The sequence below is a fragment of the Agrobacterium sp. MS2 genome, from assembly GCF_003261015.1.
Lineage (GTDB): Bacteria > Pseudomonadota > Alphaproteobacteria > Rhizobiales > Rhizobiaceae > Agrobacterium > Agrobacterium pusense.
Map to the genome: position 1 here is coordinate 74,791 of NZ_QLNF01000086.1, position 21,201 is coordinate 95,991.

Consider the following 21,201-nt stretch of genomic DNA (forward strand, 5'->3'; position numbering starts at 1 on the left):
CTTCAGGGAAGATTGTCCCTGAGGAAGATGTCGATACGAATACGTTCCTGCGCGGCGATGACGGGAAGGCCATCGGCGCGCGCCTTCAGGACGCGGATGGCGCTGCGCACCTCATGACCCGCGTCCTGGTTGAGCACGGCATCCAGCAGCCCTTGCCGCAGCGCATTGGCGGTGGTTTCGGTGAGCTCATGGGCGATGACCGAAAGCGGTCTTTCGTCATCTACCGCTCCAAGCGCGCGGATGAGACCTCGATTACCGGCACCGAGACTGTAAATGCCGGCGAGGGTTGCATTGCCGAGCGCCCCGCGCACCAGCGCCTCGACGGTCAGCGGATCGTCCCTGCCCTCCAGCACCGGCAGCAGCCGCGCCTGGGGAAACTCTGCCTCGATGACGGCGCGAAACCCTTCCAGACGCTCGCGATGGTCGCGCACCAGCATGGAGCCGGCCACAACGGCGACATCGCCGCTACGTCCGGAAAGAAAACGTCCCATCAGGCTCGCCGCCGTTCGGCCGGCGGCGACGTTGTCCACACCTGCATAATGATCACGCCTCGAACCCGAGAGGTCCGACACCAGCGTCACCGTGGCGATGCCGTCTTCCGCCAGCCGGTCGGCGGCCTCCGCCACATCCTCGGAATCGGTGGCGACGAAGGCCACCCCGGATGGTTTTTCCCGGCGCGCAACTTCCAGAGCCTCGGTCAGAGCCGCAGCATTAAACGGCGGCACCTCGATGACGCGGATCGCCGTCCGCTCCAGATGCGAGCGGCTGGCCGCAGCCCGTACCTCGGCGCGCAGCGTCGCCATGAAGGAATTGTCGTTGCCGGGCAGGATGAAGATCATCGAGTAATTGCGCCCCTTGGCCAGATTGGCGGCGGCGATGTCACGCACGTAACCCAGTTCGGCAATGGCCGCTTCCACCCGCGCCCGCGTTGCGGCATGCACGCCGGGACGCATGTTTAGCACCCGGTCTATGGTGGCGAGGCTGACGCCCGCCCGCTCGGCGATATCGTGAACTGTCGGCTTCATGGCTCCTCCCGCCTCCTGCATATCCAGCTTTGCGGCCGCCGTAAATCGAAAAATGATGTACGTACCTCATATTTCGATGAAAGACGGCGATCCGTCGGTGTTCTTTCGCCCGCGTTGCCGCGTGTTTCTTCTCCCCGAGGGGGAGAAGGTGGTCCGAAGGGTCGGATGAGGGGAAACGTCAGCGGTAGACCGAGTGCTTGCCCCCTCATCCCGCTGCCGCGGACTTCTCCCCGGCGGGGAGAAGAAAATTGCCGCCCACGCTCGCTCCATATCCAAAACAAAAAAGGGGCCGTCATTTCCGACGGCCCCAGCTCTGCGGTGGATGGGAGGGGATTGTTATCAGTGCGCCGCGTCTGGTGGCGGCGCTGCCTTGGGTTTCTGGATCAGGATCGTCATGAAGATCAGGCTGGAAAACAGCAGCGTCAGCGCGAAGAACACATCGGCGAAGGCTAGAATCCATGCCTGCTGCGAGACCATGCCAACCATTTTCTTGACCGCGACGGATGCGCCGTCCAGCCCGTAGGAATCATAGTTGGCGCCGACACTGTTCAGCCATTCCAGCGCCTTGGGGTTGGAATAGCTGATATGTTCGGCCAGACGCACATAATGGTCGTCCGTGCGCTGCGACAGCATTGTGTTGATGACGGCAAGACCAACGGCGCCGCCGAGGTTACGCGTGAGGTTGAACAGGCCGGAGGCGTTGCGGATGCGGGCGGGCGGCAGGGTGCCGAGCGCGATGTTGTTGATCGGCACCATGCACATCATCAGGCCGAAACCGCGCAGGATCTGCGGGATCAGCAGCTCGTAGAAATCCCAGTCGGTCGTCACATGCGTCATGATCCAGGTGCCGCAGCCGAAGCTGATGAAGCCGATGGCCATCATCGCCCGCGGATCGAGCTTGGTGGAGACCTTGCCGGCAATCGGCGCGGTGAAGAACATCGCAAGGCCGGACACGAACATGGTCTCGCCAATCATCAGCGCGTCATATCCCCTCACCCGGCCGAGATAGAGCGGGTAGAGATAGGTCAACCCGTAAAGCCCGATGCCCATGACGAAGGAGAACAGCGAGCCGATGGAGAAGTTGCGGTCCGCAAAGGCGCGGATATCAACCACGGGGAACTCCACCTTAAAGGCGCGCCAGAAAAAGACGACCGCGCCGATAACCATGGCGACCGCTCCCATGACGATGTGCTCGTCGTTGAACCAGTCCTTGTTGTTACCCTCTTCCAGCACATATTCCAGCGAGCCGAGGAAGACGGCCATGGAGATCAGCCCCCACCAGTCGAACTTCTTCCACAGTGACTTTTCCGGCTTGTCGAAATCGATCAGGCTCCATGTCAGGATGGTGACGATGATGCCGGGGATGATGTTGACGAGGAACAGCCAGTGCCAGGAAAAGGCGTTGGAAAGATAACCGCCGACCGTCGGGCCGATGGTGGGCGCGAGCGTGGCGACGAGACCGATGATCGGTGAGACGACCGAGCGTTTGGACGGCGGGAAGATGGTGAAGGCGGCCGCAAAGACCGACGGGATCATGCCGCCGCCGATAAAGCCCTGGATCGCGCGGTAAACGATCATCTGGTCGATATTGGTGGCAGTGGCGCAGAGCGCGCTCGAGATGGTGAAGCCCGCAGCACAGGTGGCGAAGAGCACGCGCGTGGAGAGGATGCGCGCCAGCGTGCCCGACAGCGGGATCATAATGACTTCCGCGATCAGATAGGACGTCTGCACCCAGGCGATCTCATCCGAGCCGGCGCCGAGGCCGGCCTGGATTTCCGCAAGCGAGGCGGACACGATCTGAATGTCGAGAATGGACATGAACATGCCGAAGACCATCGCGAAGAATGCGATGAGCCTGCGCCTGTCCATCGGAGGATCGGCGGGGATGGACGCCCCGCCCGTACCGACAACCGTAGCCGCCATGATCTTGCCCTCAACGGCGCGTCAAAGACGCGCCTTACTTGGCCTGCGGATTAGCTTGCGCCGTTCTGGTGGTTTCCGGCGCCGTGCGGGTATCGACATCGACAACAACGCTGAGGCCCGCGCGCAGATTATGCTTTTCGAGGTCTTCCTTGGAGAAGACGATCCGAACCGGCACGCGCTGGATGACCTTGGTGAAATTGCCCGTCGCATTTTCCGGCGGCAGCATCGAGAAGACCGAGCCGGAACCCGGCGAGATCGACTGGACCGTGCCTTCGATCGTCGCGTCGTCAAAGGCGTCGACATGCACGCGCACCTTCGAACCGGGTACGACGCGGGCGAGCTGCGTTTCCTTGAAATTGGCGTCGATATAAAGCTCGTTCATCGGCACCAGCGAAGCCAGACGCTTGCCGACAGACACCAGATCGCCATTCTGTACCGCGAGATTGCCGATAACGCCGTCATAAGGCGCCTTCAGAACCGTGAAGGACAGATCGCGGGCCGCCTTGTCGCGGGACAGCTGCAGCGAACGGATGGTGCTTTCCGCCTCCTGACGCTGGGCGCGCAGGAGCTCCACATTGGCCTTGGCCGAGGCGATGGCGGCATCGCCGGCGACGACATTCGCCTTGGCCTGATCGAGCGCGACCTGCGCATTATCGGACGCGGCAACCGTGCCGACATCCTTTGCCTGCAGCTGGCTTGCGCGCTTCTGGGTGATTTCCGCACCACGAAGGGCTGCATCCAGCGCGCCCTTCTGGGCAACGGCCTGCTCGAGCGCCGCTTCGCCGCCGATGATCTGCGCATCGATACGCTTCAGAGACAGTTCCTCGGTGCGGATCTGCGCTTCGGCCTGGTCAAGCGCGATACGATAATCGCCGTCGTCAAGCGTCACCAGCGGGTCGCCCGCCTTGACTTCCTGGTTCTCGACCACGTTCACCCTGGCGACGTAACCGGAAACCTTCGGCGCAATGACCGCGATGTCACCTTCGATATAGGCGTCGTCCGTCGACACCAGGAAGCGACCATCGATCCACCAGTTGTAACCGTACCAGCCAGCACCGGCCAGCAGTGCAATGGCAATGACAGGCAGAAGCTTCGAGCGCTTCTTCTGCTTTGGTGCCGGCGCTGCCTGCGGCTGCTGGGAAGGCGCCTCCGCCGGCTTTGCGGGAGAGGTCTCGGCCTTGGCGGAGATATCCGCCTCTTCCGCATCGTTGACGGCGCGAACCGCATTATTCTTCTGGGCCGACATGAGAGAGCTTACCGTGATAGATTGAAGAAAGTTTTTCGAACTGAACCGTTCGGTTCGATTGACATAATCTCTTTCCTGACACATATCAAGTGTTATCGAACCGATTGGTTCGACGTTCGGTTAATTTTTTTTACGCCGTTGTGATGCTATGAGGGCGGTAGCGATGGCAGGTGAAGACAGGGATATGGAGACGGAAACGGAAACGGGCTGTCCGGGCAATGCCGCCGGGCGTTTTGCGGCGGGCGAAGACCCGGCCAAACGCGAGCAGATTCTGGCAGGTGCCTGGCGTGTGTTCAAGCGCAAGGGCTTCGATGCGGCCAGCATGAACGACATCACGCGTGAAGCGGGCGTTTCCAAGGGCACGATCTACGTCTATTTCTCCAACAAGGAGGATCTGTTCGTTGCGCTCGTCGACCACCATCGCAACGAATTCGCCACCTCCATGCGCCATATCCTTGAGGGCACCGAGGAGGTGCGCGAGGGGCTGGAGCAGTTCGGCAAGGCCTTTGCCAACAAGATGATCTGTTCGGACATGATCCCCGCCATGCGTTCGGTGCTCGGCGTCATCGATCGCATGCCAAAACTGGCGCAGCGCTTTTTCATGTCGGCTCCGAACAACGTACGCACCGTGCTCCTGGATTTCATCCAACATCAGGTCGAGATCGGCCATCTGAAAGTGGACGATCCTGAACTGGCCGCCCGGCAATATATCGAGCTTTCCACCGGCACCTTCTTCAAGCTGCGGCTGTTCGGCGAACTGGAAGGCCCGGTTCCCGACGAGGAACTGGACCGGGTTATCAGCAGCGCCATCAACGTATTCATGGCGGCTTACGGAACAGACAAGGCCTGAGACCATTCAGCAAGGGACGGCCTGACCGGCATCGGGCCGGCAAGGCAATGGCGTCCGATACGCGGTTTGCGCGAAATTTCGATGAAATCTTGCCAAACACAGGAGCTATCTCCTTGTTTCTCGCGTATTGCGCTATAAATTCCACCCACCGAATATATCGGCTGGCCTTGTTGCTGAAAGGAAAACATACCTGATGGAGTCCATTCTCCCTCTTCTGTCGGACCCCGCCGCCTGGGTGGCGCTCGTCACACTGATCGTCATGGAGGTCGTGCTTGGCATCGACAACCTGATCTTCATCTCCATTCTCACCAACAAGCTGCCGCCTGAACAGCGCGAAAAAGCCCGCAAGATCGGTATAGGCCTCGCGCTCGTCATGCGCCTTGGCCTGCTTGGTACCGTCGCCTGGATCGTGCAGCTCACCACACCGGTCTTCGAAGCCTTCGGCCACCCATTCTCGTGGAAGGACATGATCCTCATCGCCGGCGGTCTCTTCCTCGTCTGGAAGGCGACCAAGGAAATTCACCACAATGTCGACCCGGAAGACCACAAGGAAGACCTGGTGGGCGGCCCTGTGGGCATGAATTTCGGCGCCGCCATCGGCCAGATCCTGCTGCTCGACCTCGTCTTCTCGGTGGACAGCATCATCACCGCCGTCGGCATGACCCCTCACCTGCCGATCATGATCGTCGCCGTCATCGTGGCCGTGACAGTCATGCTGCTGGCCGCAACGCCGCTCGCCAATTTCATCGAGCGCAACCCCACCATCGTCATGCTGGCGCTCGCCTTCCTGATGATGATCGGCACGACACTGATCGCCGAAGGCATGGGCTTCCATGTTCCCAAGGGCTACGTCTATGCCGCCATGGCGTTCTCGGCACTGGTGGAACTGCTCAACATGCTGGCGCGCAATGCAAGGCGCAGGAAGAAGGCGGGTGCGGAAGAGGTGCATTGACCGCACTTCCTTCCGTCGTGCCGGACTTGATCCGGCATCCAGCCGATGCGCGTCTGCGCATCGTAAAGAGTCCCTTCAGCCCAAGGACTTGGGCTGGCTGGATACCGGATCAAGTCCGGTATGACGGAAATGATTTCTGCCTATTGCCAAAATAGTTGGCGCTGCGCATGCTTTTCTCATGCGCCAAGGTTACGTTTATATTCTTGCATCGAAAAGAAACGGAACGCTCTATACTGGCGTTACCAGCAATCTTTCTCAGCGACTATATGAGCATCAGAACAATCTGACACCCGGTTTCACAACCCGTTATGGCGTCAAGACTCTCGTTTGGTTCGAGACATACGATCTCGCCACCGACGCGATTGCTAGAGAAAAGAACATAAAAAACTGGCCACGCGCTTGGAAGATCAAGTTGATTGAAGATCTCAATCCGGAATGGGACGATATCGCTCATTATCTTCTCTAACGAAACCTCACCTCCGTCATGCCGGACTTGATCCGGCATCCAGCCGACGCGCGTCTGCGCGTTGGAGAGAGTCCTTTCAGCCCAAAGACTTGGGCTGGCTGGATGCCGGATCAAGTCCGGCATGACGGAGGGGCGTGAATCCTCAGTTCACGCCAGGAACCGCCTCACCCCGGCTTGCGTTCTTCGATATCCTCATCGATAGGTGCGACTTCCGCCGCCTCTCCTTCGAAAGCATAAGCCAGCATGACGACAGACCAGATCCTCGCCTTCACCGTCATCGCCGGCATGATGGTGGCCTTCATCTGGGACAGGTTTCGTTATGACGTCGTCGCCTGCAGCGCGCTGCTGGTGGCTGTAGCACTCGGCGTCGTGCCTTTCGACAAGGCATTTTCCGGCTTTTCGGATGATATCGTCATCATCGTCGGCAGCGCGCTGGTTGTCAGTTCGGCGGTGGCGCGTTCAGGCATCGTCGACATGACGATCAAGAAATATTTCCCCGAGATGCATTCAAAAGGCCTGCAGCTCGCCTTCCTGATGATCGTCGTCGCCGTCATGTCGGCCTTCATCAAGAACATTGGCGCACTCGCCATCATGATGCCTGTCGCGTTCCAGTTCGCCCGCAAATCCGGAAGCCCGGTTTCCTATTACCTGATGCCAATGGCGTTTGCCGCCTTGCTGGGCGGGCTGATGACGCAGATTGGCACGTCGCCGAACATCGTCGTCTCGCGCCTGCGTGAGGAGATGACCGGTGAGAGCTTCTCGATGTTCGATTTCACGCCCGTTGGGGCTGGCCTCACCGTCATCGGCATCATCTTCCTGACCTTCGGTTATCGGTTGCTGCCGGTGCGCAACCGGGAAAAGGCCTCTGTCGAGGATATTCTCGACCAGTCCGCCTATACCGCCGAAGCGACGCTGCCTGCAGACAATACCTTTGCGGACAAGCCGCTGCGCGAACTTCTCAAGCAGGCCGATGGCGATGTCATCGCCAGCACCATCCTGCGCGGACCGCGGCGCATTTCCCCCTTTCCCGACGTGACGCTGAAGGCCGGAGACACGGTTCTGCTCGAAGGCAGCCCGGAAGGGCTCGACCGCATCGTCTCCCAGGCAAAGTTGCTGCTTTCCGGCAAGCCCCTGATGGAGAACGGCCAGAAAACCGCCGATCTCATTTCCATGGAGGCCGTCATCAGCAACGAATCCGTTCTGAACGGCATTTCGGCGCGGGAACTCGCGCTGTCCTATACGCGTGGCGTCAACCTGATCGCGGTGAGCCGGCGCGGCCAGCGTGTCAGCCAGCGGCTCTCGGAACTGACATTGCAGGCGGGTGACGTCATCCTTTTACAGGGCAGCCGCAAGAACCTGCCGCAGGTGCTGCAGGAATTTTCGCTGCTGCCGCTGGCGCAGCGGGAGATTCTGCTCGGCGTACAGCGCCGCGCGCTTTTGCCGGTCATCGTACTCGCCGCCGCCATGATCGCGGCCGGCAGCGGTCTGGTCCCGGTCTCGGTCGCCTTTTTCGCAGCCGCCTTCATGATGATCGTCGTCGGCGCCATTCCGCTGACCGAAGTCTACAAATCCGTCGATGGCCCGATCCTCGTCATGCTCGCCGCCCTCATTCCCGTCAGCGACTCGCTTCGCACCAGCGGCGCCAGCGAGTTGATCGCCGCCTGGCTCGGCAGCGCGGCTCAGGGCCTGCCGCCCTTTGCCGCGCTCGGCATGATCCTGCTCACCGCCATGGCGGTTACGCCCTTTCTCAACAATGCCGCAACGGTGCTGGTCATGGCGCCGATTGCAGCGGGTTTTGCCACCACGCTGGGTTTCCGGCCGGAGGCCTTCCTGATGGCGGTGGCGATCGGCGCGGGCTGCGATTTCCTCACCCCCATCGGGCACCAGTGCAATACGCTGGTCATGGGTCCCGGCGGTTATCGTTTCAGCGACTACCCGCGGCTTGGCCTGCCGCTGTCGATCATGATCGTCATTGCCAGCATTCCCATGCTGCTTTACGTCTGGCCGGTCAACTGAAGCCAGCCGGCAGGACCGGCCGACCTCTGGAGACTCCATATTTCCTTGACGCCTGCGGCAGAATATGGCCTAAGCCCAAGCCGAACGGGAATATGAAAAAGGCACTTTCCTTTCGCCTTTCGACATGATGTCCTGCCGCATCCAAACGAAAACTCCGTGGTATCAGGGTGGAACCGCCCCGATGTCACCGCCACGTCACGACGAGTGAAATTCATGACCACTTCCGGCGTTCGCGTCCGCATCGCACCTTCCCCCACCGGCGAGCCGCATGTCGGCACCGCTTATATCGCGCTGTTCAACTATCTCTTCGCCAAGAAACACGGCGGCGAGTTCATCCTGCGCATCGAGGATACCGACGCCACCCGCTCGACCCTCGAATATGAGCAGAAGGTGCTGGAAGCCCTGCGCTGGACCGGCCTTACCTGGTCGGAAGGCCCCGATGTCGGCGGCCCTTACGGTCCCTACCGCCAGTCAGAGCGCAAGGCGATGTACTGGCCCTATGCCGAAGAGCTGCTGGAAAAGGGCCATGCCTTCCGCTGTTTCTGCACGCCCGAGCAGCTGGAGCAAATGCGCGAGGCCCAGCGCGCCGCCGGCAAGCCGCCGAAATATGACGGACACTGCCTCAACCTGAAGGCCGAGGAAGTAACCGCGCGCGTTGCCGCCGGTGAAGCCAACGTCGTGCGCATGAAAATCCCGACCGAAGGCTCGTGCGATTTCCATGACGGCGTTTATGGCGATGTCTCGATCCCGTGGGATTCCGTCGACATGCAGGTGCTGATCAAGGCCGACGGCATGCCGACCTATCACATGGCCAACGTCATCGACGACCATCTGATGAAGATCAGCCATGTGGCGCGCGGGGAAGAATGGCTGGCGTCTGTGCCCAAGCACATCCTGCTTTACCGTTATTTCGGCTGGCAGGAGCCGGTGTTCATGCATCTTTCTTTGATGCGCAACGCCGACAAGTCGAAGCTTTCCAAGCGCAAGAACCCGACCTCGATCTCCTATTATTCCGCGCTCGGCTACCTGCCGGAAGCGTTGATGAACTTCCTCGGCCTGTTCTTCATCCAGATCGCAGAGGGTGAAGAACTTCTGACCATGGACGAGCTCGCCGCGAAGTTCGACCCGGAAGCGCTGTCCAAGGCCGGCGCCATTTTCGACATTCACAAGCTCGATTGGCTGAACGGCCGCTGGCTGCGCGAAAAGCTTTCGCCGGAAGAGTTCATTGCCCGCACACTGGAATGGGCGATGGAGAATTCCCGCCTGACCGAGGGCCTGAAGCTTGCGCAGAGCCGCGTTTCCAAACTCGGCGAGCTGCCGAACCTTGCCGGCTTCCTGCTCGCAAGCGATGCCGGCCTGACGCCCGCCTCCTTTGCCGGGCTGAAGAGCAAGCCGGAAGAAATCCACGAAATCCTCACCACGGTTGCGGCAGACCTCGAAAAGATGCCCGACTGGAACGTGGAAGCCATCGAGGCGGAGTTGCGCGATGTGGCCGAACGCACCGGCAAGAAGCTGCGTGTCGTCACGCCGCCGCTTTTTGTCGCCATGTCCGGATCGTCGCGCTCGCTGCCGCTGTTTGACTCGATGGCGCTGCTTGGCCGCTCCGTGGTGCGCCAGCGCCTGAAGGCTGCGATCGCCGTTGTGGCCACGATGGTTGGCAGCGGAAGCTGATGATGACGTGCTGGCGGTGACGGCAGCATTTTAGAATACGCCCTTTGCCTGGGGCTCACCCCCCTCTGCCCTGCCGGGCATCTCCCCCTCAAGGGGGGAGATCGACAAGCGGCTGACACCTTGCCCATGGAACGGGCGGGCGCGGCATCTGATCTCCCCCCTTGTGGGGGAGATGTCCGGCAGGACAGAGGGGGGTAACCCAGAGCGCCAAGGGTAACCGCAACGAACAAGCCCGCTAAAGGCGAACACGATGACCGACACCAAGACCGAAACCACCGCCCTCTCCTCCGACGCAACAGAAGTGCGCCGCCAGAAACTTGCGCTGCTGCGCGAGCAGATCGGCGACGTCTATCCGACGCATTTCCACCGCACGATGAGCAATGCCGAGCTGGCGGAGAAATATGCCGATATCGAAGCCGACGTCGAGACCGGTGATACGGTGACGGTGGCGGGGCGCGTTTATTCCTCGCGCAATTCCGGCATGTTCATGGATATTCATGACGCCTCGGGCAAGGTGCAGATCTTCAGCCACAAGGATACGACGCCGGAAGCGGCGCGCAACCTGCTGCCGATGATCGATATCGGCGACATCATCGGCGTGACCGGCAAGGTGCGCCGCACCAAGCGCGGTGAGCTGACGATCAACGCCGAAGAAATCACCATGCTGACGAAGTCGCTGCTGCCAATGCCCGAGAAGTGGCACGGCGTCTCCGACATCGAGCTGCGTTACCGCAAGCGCCACCTTGACATTCTCTCCAACGAGGAATCCAAGCTGCGATTCCTGCAGCGTTCGAAGATTCTCTCCGGCATCCGCCGCTTCATGGAGGCCGAAGGCTTCCTCGAAGTCGAGACGCCGATGCTGCAGACCGTCTATGGCGGCGCGACCGCCGATCCGTTCAAGACCTTCCACAACACGCTGAAGATGGACATGTATCTGCGCATCGCGCCGGAACTTTTCCTGAAGCGCACGCTGGTATCAGGCCTTTCCGACAAGGTTTTTGAAATCAACCGCAACTTCCGCAACGAAGGCGTCTCCACACGGCACAATCCTGAATTCACCATGATGGAGTGCTATTGGGCCTATGCCGACTACGAGGACATCATGGGTCTCGTTGAGCGGCTGTTCGAGACGCTGGCGATCTCGCTCCACGGCACCACAGAGGTGGAATTCCAGGGCCAGACGATCTCGTTCAAGGGTCCGTTCAAGCGCGTGCCGATGCCTGATGCGGTGAAGGAAGCAACCGGTATCGACTTCCTCGCCATCAAGACCGACGAAGAAGCCCGAGCTGCCGCCAAGGCCGCCGGTTTTGCTGTCGAGAAGGACTGGACCTGGGGCGAATGCCTTGCCTTCATCTTCGAAGAGAAGGTGGAAGGCACGCTGATCCAGCCGAGCCACGTCACGCACTTTCCGAAAGACATCTCGCCCTTCGCCAAGGAAGTGCCGGGCGAACCCCGCCTCGTCGAGCGTTTCGAAAGCTATTGCAACGCCTGGGAAGTGGGCAACGCCTTCTCGGAACTCAACGATCCGGAAGAACAGCGCCGCCGCATGGTGGAGCAGCTGGAACAGGCGCATGCGCGTGGCGAAAAGGACAAGCAGCTGGACGACGAGTTCCTCGACGCCATCGACCAGGGCATGCCACCCGCCGGCGGCCTCGGCATCGGCGTCGACCGCCTGATCATGCTTTTGACCAACGCCCCGTCGATCCGCGACGTCATTCTCTTCCCGGCCCGCCGCAACAAGGCGGATTGAGGCACCAGGAGCGCTGCCCGGTTCGAATTTCCGGGCAAGCTGCAATCCCCTTGAAGTTGGCGCTGAAGGGTGAATATTCACTCAACCTCATCCTCGGGCTTGTCCCGAGGATTTGCTAACGTAGCGATTTTGTTGACGTGCTTAGAGGCGTGGGACAAGCACAAGGATGACGTCGCGCAAGCATGACAAGGCAGCGTCGGCGGAACCTGCCGCCGGCATGAAACAGGAACGCATCGGCAACAGCCGAATCCCTCTCAATGCCCCGCCTTGGCCTTTTCGCCAGCAGCTTCCTCTGCCACCGCCGCCTCTCCGTCCATCGGTTTTTCCTCCGCCGCCTGCGCGGTGGTCGAGCCTTTTCCGAAGATCAGTGACTTCAGATAGGACAGGCTGAATATGCTGCTGCCCTCGGCTTCCGGTGTCGAGGTCAGAAGCTCGTCGGTGACGGTTTCACCATGCGCTTCGGGAGAAGGAGTTTCGTCATGTGCTTCCGGAGCAGTTTCGCCATGGCCGGGCTCCGTTGGCGCAGCGTCATGTTCGCCGCTGGCCCCGCCCTTGCTTTCGCCGTGACCTTTGGCGGAATTGCCCTCGTGGCCGCCCGCTTCCGGCTCCGCAACCGGCGTCGCACAATCGGCGAAGTCGCTGAGGCTGGCAGCCATGGCTTCGGTATCTTCAAGCGGCAGATCGATGCGCAGACCGTAAAACTGGCCGCTGCCATTTGCTGCGCCGTCATAATAGAAGGCTGAATAACGGCGGGCCTCGGCGCCCTCGGGAATTTTCGCCGGATCCGGAATGAAGACCACCTGTGCGGCAATGGCCCGGCCACGCATTTCCGAGCGCAGCTGCGGGCCGTTCCTGTCAAGCACGGAGACCTGAACCAGATCGGGCTTCTGTTTGTCGTAAACCGCTTTGGCGACGCGCAGGGCGGTTTTCAACCGCTCCGTGCCGTCTCCGCCTTCGGTGCGAATGAACTTGCGTACCCATAGCGAGCCGTTCTTGCGGATATTCACTGTCTGGACTGCGTCGCAGGAAAGCCCGTTGGTGGAGGCATAGGATGGGCCAAGCAGCCGCTCGCTGCCGATGAACACGGCAGCGGAACCGGTCGCGCCTGCCAAAAGCAGGATCCCGCCTCCAATCATAACGAGCTTGCGCGAAAACCGCATTCGTCCGAATACAGCTTTCACCCGCAACATCCTGACATCAAGTACCCCGCCTCTCGCCCTCACCCCGGAAACGTGGCTCGAAGGATGAGGAACACGCGCGGGATAAGCTTCGGACCACGCTGTCCGAGCCTTCCGATAGTGCCGCTTTCTCATTGAAAAAAGTTTAATCCCGCAGGCAAGATACCCGCAAAAGCGCATCATTTTCGCACATTTCAGAAATCTCAAGATTTGCGAATGATTTGCAATAGCGTTGACAAAGGTGATTTTATAACAGATGGTATTGCGAATTAGTCGCAACAAAATCTGGTGAGCACGTGAACGTCCATAAATTCCGCCACGCCATTTTCGCTTTCTCGCTTTTTCTTCCGGGCGTCGGCTTTGCCCAGGAAAAACCTGTTGTCGTGACCACCTTTACCATCATCGCCGATATGGCGCGCAACGTAGCGGGTGACGCGGCCGAGGTGGAAAGCATCACCAAGCCCGGCGCGGAAATCCACAATTACCAGCCGACGCCCCGCGACATTCTGAAGGCCCGCAAGGCCGATCTGGTGCTGCGCAACGGACTCAATCTGGAATTGTGGTTCGAGAAATTCCTGACTAACCTCTCCGGCGTGCCTGATGTGACGGTGAGCGATGGTGTGAAGCCGATGGCGATCAGCGGCGGCGCCTATCAGGGCAAGCCCAATCCGCACGCCTGGATGTCTCCCGATAACGCCTTGATCTACGTCGAAAATATTCGCAAGGGCCTGAGCGAGATCGACCCCGCCCACGCCGATGTCTACGCCGCCAATGCCAAGGCCTATTCGGACAGGATCAGGGCCACGGTGCAGCCGATCCGCAATGAACTTTCGGCCCTTCCGGAAAACAAGCGCTGGTTGGTGACAAGTGAAGGCGCCTTTTCTTATCTCGCCCGCGATTTCGGCCTGAAGGAATTGTTCCTCTGGCCGGTCAACGCCGACAGTCAGGGCACGCCCCAGCAGGTTCGGGGTGTGATCGACGCCATGCGCGAGCATAATATCCACGTCATCTTCAGCGAAAGCACCGTTTCCGCCGATCCAGCCCAGCAGGTGGCCAAGGAAACCGGTGCGGCCTATGGCGGCATTCTCTATGTGGATTCGCTGAGCGAGGCTGATGGTCCCGTCCCGACTTACCTGGACCTGCTGCGTGTGACGAGCGAAACCATCGCCAAGGGACTGTCTTCATGAGAATGGGGAGTAAAAGATCAGGCGGCGGCCTGACGGTTCAAAATGCGACAGTGACCTATCGCAACGGCCACACCGCATTAAGAGATGCCAGCTTCTCCATTCCCCGCGGAACGATCACGGCACTTGTCGGCGTCAACGGCGCCGGCAAGTCCACGATTTTCAAGGCGATCATGGGTTTCGTTCCTTTGGCCGCCGGTTCCGTCTCGATCTTCGACCTGACGGTAAAGGAGGCGCTGAAGAAAAACCTCGTCGCTTACGTGCCGCAGGCGGAAGAGGTGGACTGGAGCTTTCCGGTGCTGGTGGAAGACGTGGTGATGATGGGCCGTTATGGCCACATGAATTTCCTGCGCATTCCCTCGAAGCGCGATCACCAGATGGTGGAAGAGGCGCTGAAACGCGTCAACATGCTCGACTATCGCAAAAGGCAGATCGGCGAACTCTCCGGCGGGCAGAAGAAGCGCGTGTTTCTGGCTCGCGCGCTGGCGCAGGAAGGACAGGTGATCCTGCTGGACGAACCTTTCACCGGTGTCGACGTGACGACGGAGGAGCAGATAGTCGCGCTTTTGAAGGCGCTGCGCGACGAGGGCCGCGTCATGCTGGTCTCCACCCACAATCTTGGCAGCGTTCCGGAATTCTGCGACCGCGCCGTCTTCGTCAAGGGTACGGTTCTGGCGTCGGGCAAAACAAGCGACACCTTTACAGAGGAAAACCTGCAAAGGGCTTTCGGCGGCAGCCTGCGCCACTTCGTTCTCGGCGGGGCAGACCTGCATAGCGACGCCGATCCGCGCCGCCTGAAGGTCATAACCGATGACGAGCGGCCCTTCGTGATCTACGGCAAAAATGGCCAGGACAGGGGCGATTCTGAGGCTCCGAAAGAGAAAGCCGATGATTGACACCCTTTTTGAGCCTTTCACCTATGGTTACATGTTGAACGCCATCTGGGTCAGCGCACTGGTGGGCGGTGTCTGCGGCTTTCTCTCGGCCTATCTGATGCTGAAGGGCTGGTCATTGATCGGCGATGCGCTTTCCCATGCCATCGTTCCCGGGGTTGCCGGAGCCTATATGCTGGGCCTGCCCTTTTCGCTCGGCGCGTTTCTCTCCGGCGGGTTGGCGGCCGGGTCCATGCTGTTTCTGAATCAGAAGACACGGCTCAAGGAAGATGCGATCATCGGCCTGATCTTCACCTCGTTTTTCGGGCTTGGCCTGTTCATGGTGTCGCTCTCGCCGACCTCGGTGAATATCCAGACCATCGTGCTCGGCAATATCCTCGCCATCACCGCTGAAGACACCATCCAGCTGGCTTTGATCGGCGGTATCAGCCTCCTTGTGCTTTCGCTGAAATGGCGCGACTTCATGGTGGTGTTCTTCGATGAGAACCACGCCCGCACCGTGGGGCTGAAACCGGAAGTGCTGAAGGTGATCTTCTTCACCCTGCTGGCCGCCTCCACGGTTGCCGCCCTACAGACTGTCGGCGCTTTCCTCGTCGTCGCCATGGTGGTGACGCCGGGTGCTACTGCCTATCTCCTGACCGACCGTTTCGAGCGGCTGATCCTGATGAGCCTCATCATCGGCGCGGCCACCAGCTTCATCGGCGCCTATCTCAGCTATTTTCTCGATGGCGCGACCGGCGGCGTCATCGTGGTGCTACAGACGGCGATCTTCCTTGCCGCCTTTGTCTTTGCACCCAAACACGGCCTGCTCGCCTCGCGCGCCAAGGCGCGCAGGGCGCTGGAGGAAACGCCATGAGCGAATATCTCGAACTGGCCATACTGCCGTTTCAACTGCCTTTCATGCAATATGCCTTCCTGATCACGCTGATGATCGCGATGCCCATGGCAATGCTCTCCTGTTTTCTGGTGCTGAAGGGCTGGTCGCTGATGGGGGACGCCGTTTCCCATGCCGTGCTGCCCGGCGTGGTGGTGGCCTATATCGTTGGCATCCCGCTTTCCATCGGGGCCTTCATCGCGGGCATGATATGTGCCCTCGGCACCGGTTTCATCAAGGAAAACAGCCGCATCAAGGAGGATACGGTGCTCGGCATCGTCTTTTCCGGCATGTTCGGGCTGGGACTGGTGCTTTACGTGAAGGTGCAGAGCGACGTACATCTCGACCATATCCTCTTCGGCGACATGCTCGGCATCGCGCCCTTGGACATGCTGGAGACGGGCGTGATCGCGCTTTTCGCCACCCTGTTTCTCGGCATCCTGCGGAAGGATCTGCTGGTCAACGCCTTCGATGCGCAACATGCAAGAGCCATCGGCCTGCCCGTGCGTGTGCTGCATTATGGCCTGCTGATGGTGCTGTCGCTCACCGTAGTCGGCGCGCTGAAGGCGGTTGGCATCATTCTCTCCGTCGCCATGCTCGTCGCACCGGGCGCAATCGCCTTCCTGCTGACCCGGCGTTTTTCCGCCATGCTGCTGGTGGCCATTGCGGTGGCGGTCGCCTCGTCGCTTGCGGGCATATGGCTGAGTTTCCTGATCGACAGCGCTCCCGCCCCCACGATCGTGCTCTTCATGAGCGTCACCTTCGTCGCGACATTCGTCCGCACCATCTGGAAAACCCGCCGTACCGACACGGCCCGTGAGACGGCAATATAAAAGAACGATTTTTACGGGCGCGTGGAACATTTTCTCCTTTTGCGCGTCATTTTATCGAGCCTGTCGCGGGGCGGCGGCTCGGGAAAATTTCGCAAAAGGGGAAGCGCCATGCTTAAATGGGCTCTTATTTTCTTTGTCATTTCTTTGATCGCGGGCGTGTTCGGCTTTACCGGCATTTCGGCAGCCGCAGCCGGCGTGGCCCGCATTCTGTTCTTCATCGCCGTGGTGATCTTCCTGGTCTTCCTCGTGCTTGCGCTGATGGCCGGAAGCGCCGTCGTCTGAATGAAACGGCGACCGGTTGTCACGCCGGTCGCCCTCCCCTCTCCCTTGAAATCCGTCAGCCCGTCCAGCCGCCATCAATGACATGGATCTGGCCGGTGGTGAAACCTGCTTCGTCTGACGCGAGGTAGGTGACGAGCGCTGCGATCTCTTCCGGCGTGGCGATGCGGCCCATAGGCTGGCGCGCGATGAAATCTGCAAGAGCCTGTTCGTAATTGCCGGTGGCGCGCAAACGATCGTGCAGCGAAGGGCTATCCACCGTTCCGGGGCAGATGGCGTTGCAACGAATGCCCTTTGTCACGAAGTCCGCCGCAATCGCCTTGGTCAGGCCCACAACGGCGGCCTTGGAAGCGGTGTAGGCAAACCGGTTTGGCACTCCCTTTACGCTGGACGCAACCGAGGACATGTTGACGATTGCGCCCTTGCCCTTCTCCAGCATGCCGGGCAGGAAAGCGCGGCAGGTACGGTACATGGCTTTTGCGTTGAGGTCGAAGGAGAAATCCCAGTCCTTCTCCTCACACTCGAGGATGGTGCCGGAATGAACAAAACCGGCGCAGTTGAACAGCACATCCGCATGGCCGATATCGGCGGCAAAATCTTTTACGCCATCGCTGTCGAGCACGTTCAGAACCCGCGTCTCTGCCCCCTTGAGCGTAGAAAGCGCCTGCTCATTGATATCGGTGGCGATGACGCGCGCCCCGAGCGACACGAACCGCTCTGCCGCCGCCCGCCCGATACCCTGACCGGCCGCGGTGATCACCACTGTCCGGCCGTTAAAATCCTGCACCATGAATAGCCTCCGGCTAAGGCACGCCCGCCTGCCGGGGCCGAGCCGTTGAATTTCAGTGATCTCAAATATGGATCGACAATTCATATGTAAACGCGGTATTCATATGGCGTCAAGCAAACTTGCGTGGACGGACGGTATAGGGCAAGCCTATTTTCAGGCCCTGCCCGGCGCCGGCGACCATACACACCATCATCATCGAGGCCAGATGACCGACGACGACAGCGAAAGATATCGCGCTCCCGCCCTCGACAAGGGCCTGGACATTCTCGAACTTCTGGCCCGCACCGATGGCGGGCTGACACAGATCGAGATCGCCAAGTCCATCGGAAAGAGCCCCAACGAGCTTTACCGCATGCTGGACCGGCTGGTGCGCCGGGGTTATGTGCAGCGGCTTGACGGCGATCGATTCTCTTTGACGCTGAAAATGTTCGGGCTGGCGCATTTCCATGCGCCTATCCGCCGGCTGGTTTCCTTCGCGGCCCCTGTCATGCGCGATTTTTCGGCGAGTGCGGAGCAGGCCTGCCATCTGGCGGTCCATGATCGCGGCAGCGTTGTCGTCATTGCCCAACAGGAATCATCCACCTACTGGGCCATGTCCGTGCGTGTCGGCGCGCAGATGAGCCTGTTCCACACCGGCTCGGGCCACGTGCTTCTGGCCTTCCAGACAGAAGCGCAGCGCCAGATCATGATAACCGAACAGGTGCGCGGCAGCGGCGAGACCATACCGCCGGGTCTTGCCGATCGGCTGGCAGAGGTGCGCAAGAACGGCTTCGAATCCATGGACAGCCTCCAGACCGCCGGTGTCCGCAATATTTCCGCTCCGGTGCTGACGCTCGATGGCACCGCGCTGGCCGTGATCACCTGCCCCTATATTACCCCTCTTGGCGGCAAGGCGCCCACACGCGAAGCCTGCGAGGTGTTGATCCGCGAGGCAGCAAAACGTATCTCCGAGATCGTGACGGGCACTATCTGAGCACAAAAAAACGCGACCGGCAGGGATCCGATCGCGTTTCAGTTGACTGGAGATTTATGTCTCGTAAACGTCGGGGGAACGCGGATGGTTCCCCCTTTTTTCGTCAGGCGGCGGCGGCCGTCAGTTCCTTGCGCACCATTTCGCGCAGCGTCACCAGATCCTTGGCGAAGAGGCGGATACCTTCCGAGAGCTTCTCGGTAGCCATTGCGTCTTCGTTCAGCGCCCAGCGGAATGCCTTCTCGTCCAGCGACTGCAGCGGCTCGGCCTTGACGTTGTCTGCCGAAAGCTTGCGCTCCAGCTTGCCGGTATCCTTGTCCAGCTCTTCCAGCAGCGCCGGGCTGATCGTCAGGCGGTCGCAACCGGCAAGCGCTTCGATTTCGCCGACGTTGCGGAAGGACGCGCCCATGACGACGGTGCTGATGCCATTGGCCTTGTAGTAGTTGTAGATGCTGCGCACGGAAACGACGCCCGGATCGGTCTCGGCGGTGTAGTTTTCGCCGGTCGACTTCTTGTACCAGTCAAGGATACGGCCGACGAAGGGCGAAATGAGGAAGACCTTGGCTTCGGCGCAGGCAATCGCCTGAGCCTGCGAGAAAAGGAGCGTCAGGTTGCAGTCGATGCCTTCGGACTGCAGCACTTCGGCAGCCTTGATGCCTTCCCAGGTGGAAGCAAGCTTGATGAGGATGCGTTCACGCTCGATGCCGCGCTCCTTGTAGGCGGCAATGATGTGGCGGGCCTTCGTGATGGAGGCTTCGGTATCGAATGAAAGGTCGGCATCGACTTCGGTCGATACGCGGCCCGGCACGAGGCCGGCAAGCGCTGCCCCCACGGAGATGGCCAGACGATCGGCAACGGCAGCAACAACGGCGTCGGACTGGCCGCCCTGCTTTTTGCCCCAGGCGACGGCTTCCTTGACCGCATCGGCAAATGCCGGCGTGCCAAGCGCCTTCAGAACGATGGTCGGGTTGGTGGTGCAATCCACCGGCTTCAGGCGCGCAACCGCCTCGATATCGCCGGTGTCGGCAACGACCGTGGTGATGGCGCGAAGTTGTTCGAGTTTGGATGTCATATCGAATGATCCTTCATGATCTCTTGAAAACTTGCTCAGCCGTCATTTCGTTCCCGCACCATGGGTGCGCCCAAGGCCGAAATCGCGGTTTCGTCGGCTCTGACTATCGCAAGCGGCACGGTCGAAAGTCAAGACATTTGCGCATCGCAATTGACATAAGTTTCATGCCTGCGATACTCGGCAAACACAATGAATGGCGGAAACCGTGGCAAAACTGAGAAGAGAAACCCATACGGCCTATTCGGAAGCGGCTTCGCTGCGGCTGCGGGCGGCATGGCTCTATTATAATCAGGGCATGACGCAGAAGGACGTCGCCGAAAAACTGGGTATCAGCCGCTCCACCGTCATACGCCTGCTGGACGAAGCGATGAAGCGCTCCGAAGTGCAGATATGGATCAATGAGGGTATCGAAGATTTCGTCTCGCTGGCCGGCCAGCTTGAGGCGGCTTACGGGCTGGACGAGGCCGTGATCATCCCCTCTCCAGACAAAGCCAGTGCGGAAGGCACCGCCAAGGCCGTCGGGCTGGCGCTCGGGCAATTTCTCTCCGAAGCGGTGCCGAATGGCGCCACCATCGGCGTTGGCTGGGGTCGCACCATGACCGCCTCGCTTTCCAGCTTCCGCCCGCCGCGCCGGGAGAACTGCAAGGTCGTTTCGCTGCTCGGCGGTATCGTCGCCGTGCACCAGACCAACCCGCTCGATTACACCTGGCGGCTGGCGAGCGCGCTCGGCGCGGAATGTTACATGTTCCTCGCACCGCTGCTGGTGGATTCGGTCGAGACCAAACGGGCGCTGATCGAAAAATGCGGGCTTGCAACGCTGTACGATCTCGCCGAAACGCTCGATCTTGCCATCGTCTCCTGCGGCGATATCGGCCCGCACTCCACATCTTTGTCGGAAGGTTTCATCTCCAGGGAGACGCTGCGCGAACTCATTGACGCCGGCTGCGTCTGCGACACCATGTTCAACTTCATCGATGCCGAGGGCCGCTCGGTCGATCATCCAATCAACCAGCGCGCCATGGCGATCGATCTCGACACGCTGCGCAAGGCCAAACACATCGTGCTTGCCTCCGGCGGCGCCCACCGCGCCATCGCCATCCGCGCCACGATCAAGCGGATCGGCTGCAATACGCTGATAACGGACGAGGCGGCGGCGCGAGCGTTGATGGAGCTAGTTTAGGCGTTGTCAGGCAGCCTACTCAGACACCCCTCATTCCTGTGACAAGCAC

General features: G+C 60.3%; 19 protein-coding genes. 13 read left to right on the plus strand and 6 right to left on the minus strand.

Going from position 1 to position 21,201, the window contains the following annotated elements; all coding sequences use genetic code 11:
- Positions 1 to 2 precede the first annotated feature (2 nt).
- From DOU54_RS23285 to DOU54_RS23295, 3 genes are all read right to left on the minus strand, one after another.
- Positions 3 to 1,025 (minus strand): LacI family DNA-binding transcriptional regulator, encoded by a 1,023-nt coding sequence (locus DOU54_RS23285; protein WP_004445210.1) that lies wholly within the window; start codon positions 1,023 to 1,025, stop codon positions 3 to 5.
- 339 nt (positions 1,026 to 1,364) lie between these two features.
- Positions 1,365 to 2,948, minus strand: a complete 1,584-nt coding sequence (locus DOU54_RS23290) for a DHA2 family efflux MFS transporter permease subunit (RefSeq protein ID WP_113731857.1) — start codon at positions 2,946 to 2,948, stop codon at positions 1,365 to 1,367.
- Positions 2,949 to 2,982: 34 nt separating this feature from the next.
- Entirely contained in the window at positions 2,983 to 4,194 is a 1,212-nt protein-coding gene (locus DOU54_RS23295; RefSeq protein ID WP_004445212.1) for an HlyD family secretion protein, read from the minus strand.
- 163 nt (positions 4,195 to 4,357) lie between these two features.
- Between DOU54_RS23295 and DOU54_RS23300 the strand changes: the two genes are divergently transcribed.
- From DOU54_RS23300 to lysS, 6 genes are all read left to right on the plus strand, one after another.
- Entirely contained in the window at positions 4,358 to 5,044 is a 687-nt protein-coding gene (locus tag DOU54_RS23300; protein WP_113731858.1) for a TetR/AcrR family transcriptional regulator, read from the plus strand.
- A gap of 193 nt (positions 5,045 to 5,237) precedes the next feature.
- Positions 5,238 to 5,996 carry a TerC family protein gene (locus DOU54_RS23305; protein ID WP_072493045.1) on the plus strand — a complete coding sequence of 253 codons (759 nt, stop codon included), beginning with the start codon at positions 5,238 to 5,240 and terminating at the stop codon, positions 5,994 to 5,996.
- 178 nt (positions 5,997 to 6,174) lie between these two features.
- Positions 6,175 to 6,462: a GIY-YIG nuclease family protein gene (locus DOU54_RS23310; RefSeq protein ID WP_107339551.1), complete on the plus strand. Its 288-nt coding sequence runs from the start codon at positions 6,175 to 6,177 to the stop codon at positions 6,460 to 6,462.
- A gap of 243 nt (positions 6,463 to 6,705) precedes the next feature.
- Positions 6,706 to 8,478 (plus strand): SLC13 family permease, encoded by a 1,773-nt coding sequence (locus DOU54_RS23315; RefSeq protein WP_072493046.1) that lies wholly within the window; start codon positions 6,706 to 6,708, stop codon positions 8,476 to 8,478.
- A 213-nt stretch (positions 8,479 to 8,691) separates the two neighbouring features.
- The gene (gene gltX / locus DOU54_RS23320; RefSeq protein WP_113731859.1) at positions 8,692 to 10,149 is read left to right on the plus strand and encodes a glutamate--tRNA ligase; all 1,458 of its coding nucleotides are present in this window, start codon (positions 8,692 to 8,694) and stop codon (positions 10,147 to 10,149) included.
- 250 nt (positions 10,150 to 10,399) lie between these two features.
- Complete coding sequence (lysS, locus tag DOU54_RS23325) at positions 10,400 to 11,899, plus strand: lysine--tRNA ligase (protein ID WP_113731860.1); 1,500 nt, start codon at positions 10,400 to 10,402, stop codon at positions 11,897 to 11,899.
- A 254-nt stretch (positions 11,900 to 12,153) separates the two neighbouring features.
- On the opposite strand, the gene DOU54_RS23330 is transcribed toward lysS, so the two are convergent.
- Positions 12,154 to 13,089: a hypothetical protein gene (locus tag DOU54_RS23330; RefSeq protein ID WP_286079954.1), complete on the minus strand. Its 936-nt coding sequence runs from the start codon at positions 13,087 to 13,089 to the stop codon at positions 12,154 to 12,156.
- A 284-nt stretch (positions 13,090 to 13,373) separates the two neighbouring features.
- Here DOU54_RS23330 and DOU54_RS23335 point away from each other — a divergent pair, with 284 nt between their 5' ends.
- The 5 genes from DOU54_RS23335 to DOU54_RS23355 all read left to right on the plus strand — a co-directional run bounded on the left by DOU54_RS23335 (position 13,374) and on the right by DOU54_RS23355 (position 17,143).
- Complete coding sequence (locus DOU54_RS23335) at positions 13,374 to 14,264, plus strand: metal ABC transporter substrate-binding protein (protein WP_072493047.1); 891 nt, start codon at positions 13,374 to 13,376, stop codon at positions 14,262 to 14,264.
- On the plus strand, positions 14,261 to 15,157 hold the full coding sequence (locus tag DOU54_RS23340) for a manganese/iron ABC transporter ATP-binding protein (protein ID WP_193603447.1): 897 nt from the start codon (positions 14,261 to 14,263) through the stop codon (positions 15,155 to 15,157). Before DOU54_RS23335 ends, DOU54_RS23340 begins: the two co-directional genes overlap by 4 nt.
- Positions 15,150 to 16,010, plus strand: coding sequence for a metal ABC transporter permease (locus tag DOU54_RS23345; protein WP_113731862.1), 861 nt, complete (start codon positions 15,150 to 15,152; stop codon positions 16,008 to 16,010). Before DOU54_RS23340 ends, DOU54_RS23345 begins: the two co-directional genes overlap by 8 nt.
- Complete coding sequence (locus DOU54_RS23350) at positions 16,007 to 16,861, plus strand: metal ABC transporter permease (RefSeq protein WP_077986910.1); 855 nt, start codon at positions 16,007 to 16,009, stop codon at positions 16,859 to 16,861. Before DOU54_RS23345 ends, DOU54_RS23350 begins: the two co-directional genes overlap by 4 nt.
- Positions 16,862 to 16,969: 108 nt before the next feature.
- The gene (locus DOU54_RS23355; protein ID WP_003499086.1) at positions 16,970 to 17,143 is read left to right on the plus strand and encodes a DUF1328 domain-containing protein; all 174 of its coding nucleotides are present in this window, start codon (positions 16,970 to 16,972) and stop codon (positions 17,141 to 17,143) included.
- 55 nt (positions 17,144 to 17,198) lie between these two features.
- On the opposite strand, the gene DOU54_RS23360 is transcribed toward DOU54_RS23355, so the two are convergent.
- A complete protein-coding gene (locus DOU54_RS23360) occupies positions 17,199 to 17,930 on the minus strand; it encodes an SDR family oxidoreductase (RefSeq protein ID WP_037092311.1) in 732 nt (243 codons plus the stop codon).
- A 205-nt stretch (positions 17,931 to 18,135) separates the two neighbouring features.
- On the opposite strand from DOU54_RS23360, the gene DOU54_RS23365 reads away from it, so the two are divergent.
- Complete coding sequence (locus DOU54_RS23365) at positions 18,136 to 18,903, plus strand: IclR family transcriptional regulator (protein ID WP_113731863.1); 768 nt, start codon at positions 18,136 to 18,138, stop codon at positions 18,901 to 18,903.
- Positions 18,904 to 19,006: 103 nt separating this feature from the next.
- Here the strand turns inward: DOU54_RS23365 and tal are convergent, their stop codons facing one another.
- The gene (tal, locus tag DOU54_RS23370) at positions 19,007 to 19,972 is read right to left on the minus strand and encodes a transaldolase (RefSeq protein WP_004445235.1); all 966 of its coding nucleotides are present in this window, start codon (positions 19,970 to 19,972) and stop codon (positions 19,007 to 19,009) included.
- A gap of 205 nt (positions 19,973 to 20,177) precedes the next feature.
- On the opposite strand from tal, the gene DOU54_RS23375 reads away from it, so the two are divergent.
- The gene (locus DOU54_RS23375) at positions 20,178 to 21,152 is read left to right on the plus strand and encodes a sugar-binding transcriptional regulator (RefSeq protein WP_034497564.1); all 975 of its coding nucleotides are present in this window, start codon (positions 20,178 to 20,180) and stop codon (positions 21,150 to 21,152) included.
- Positions 21,153 to 21,201 lie beyond the last annotated feature (49 nt).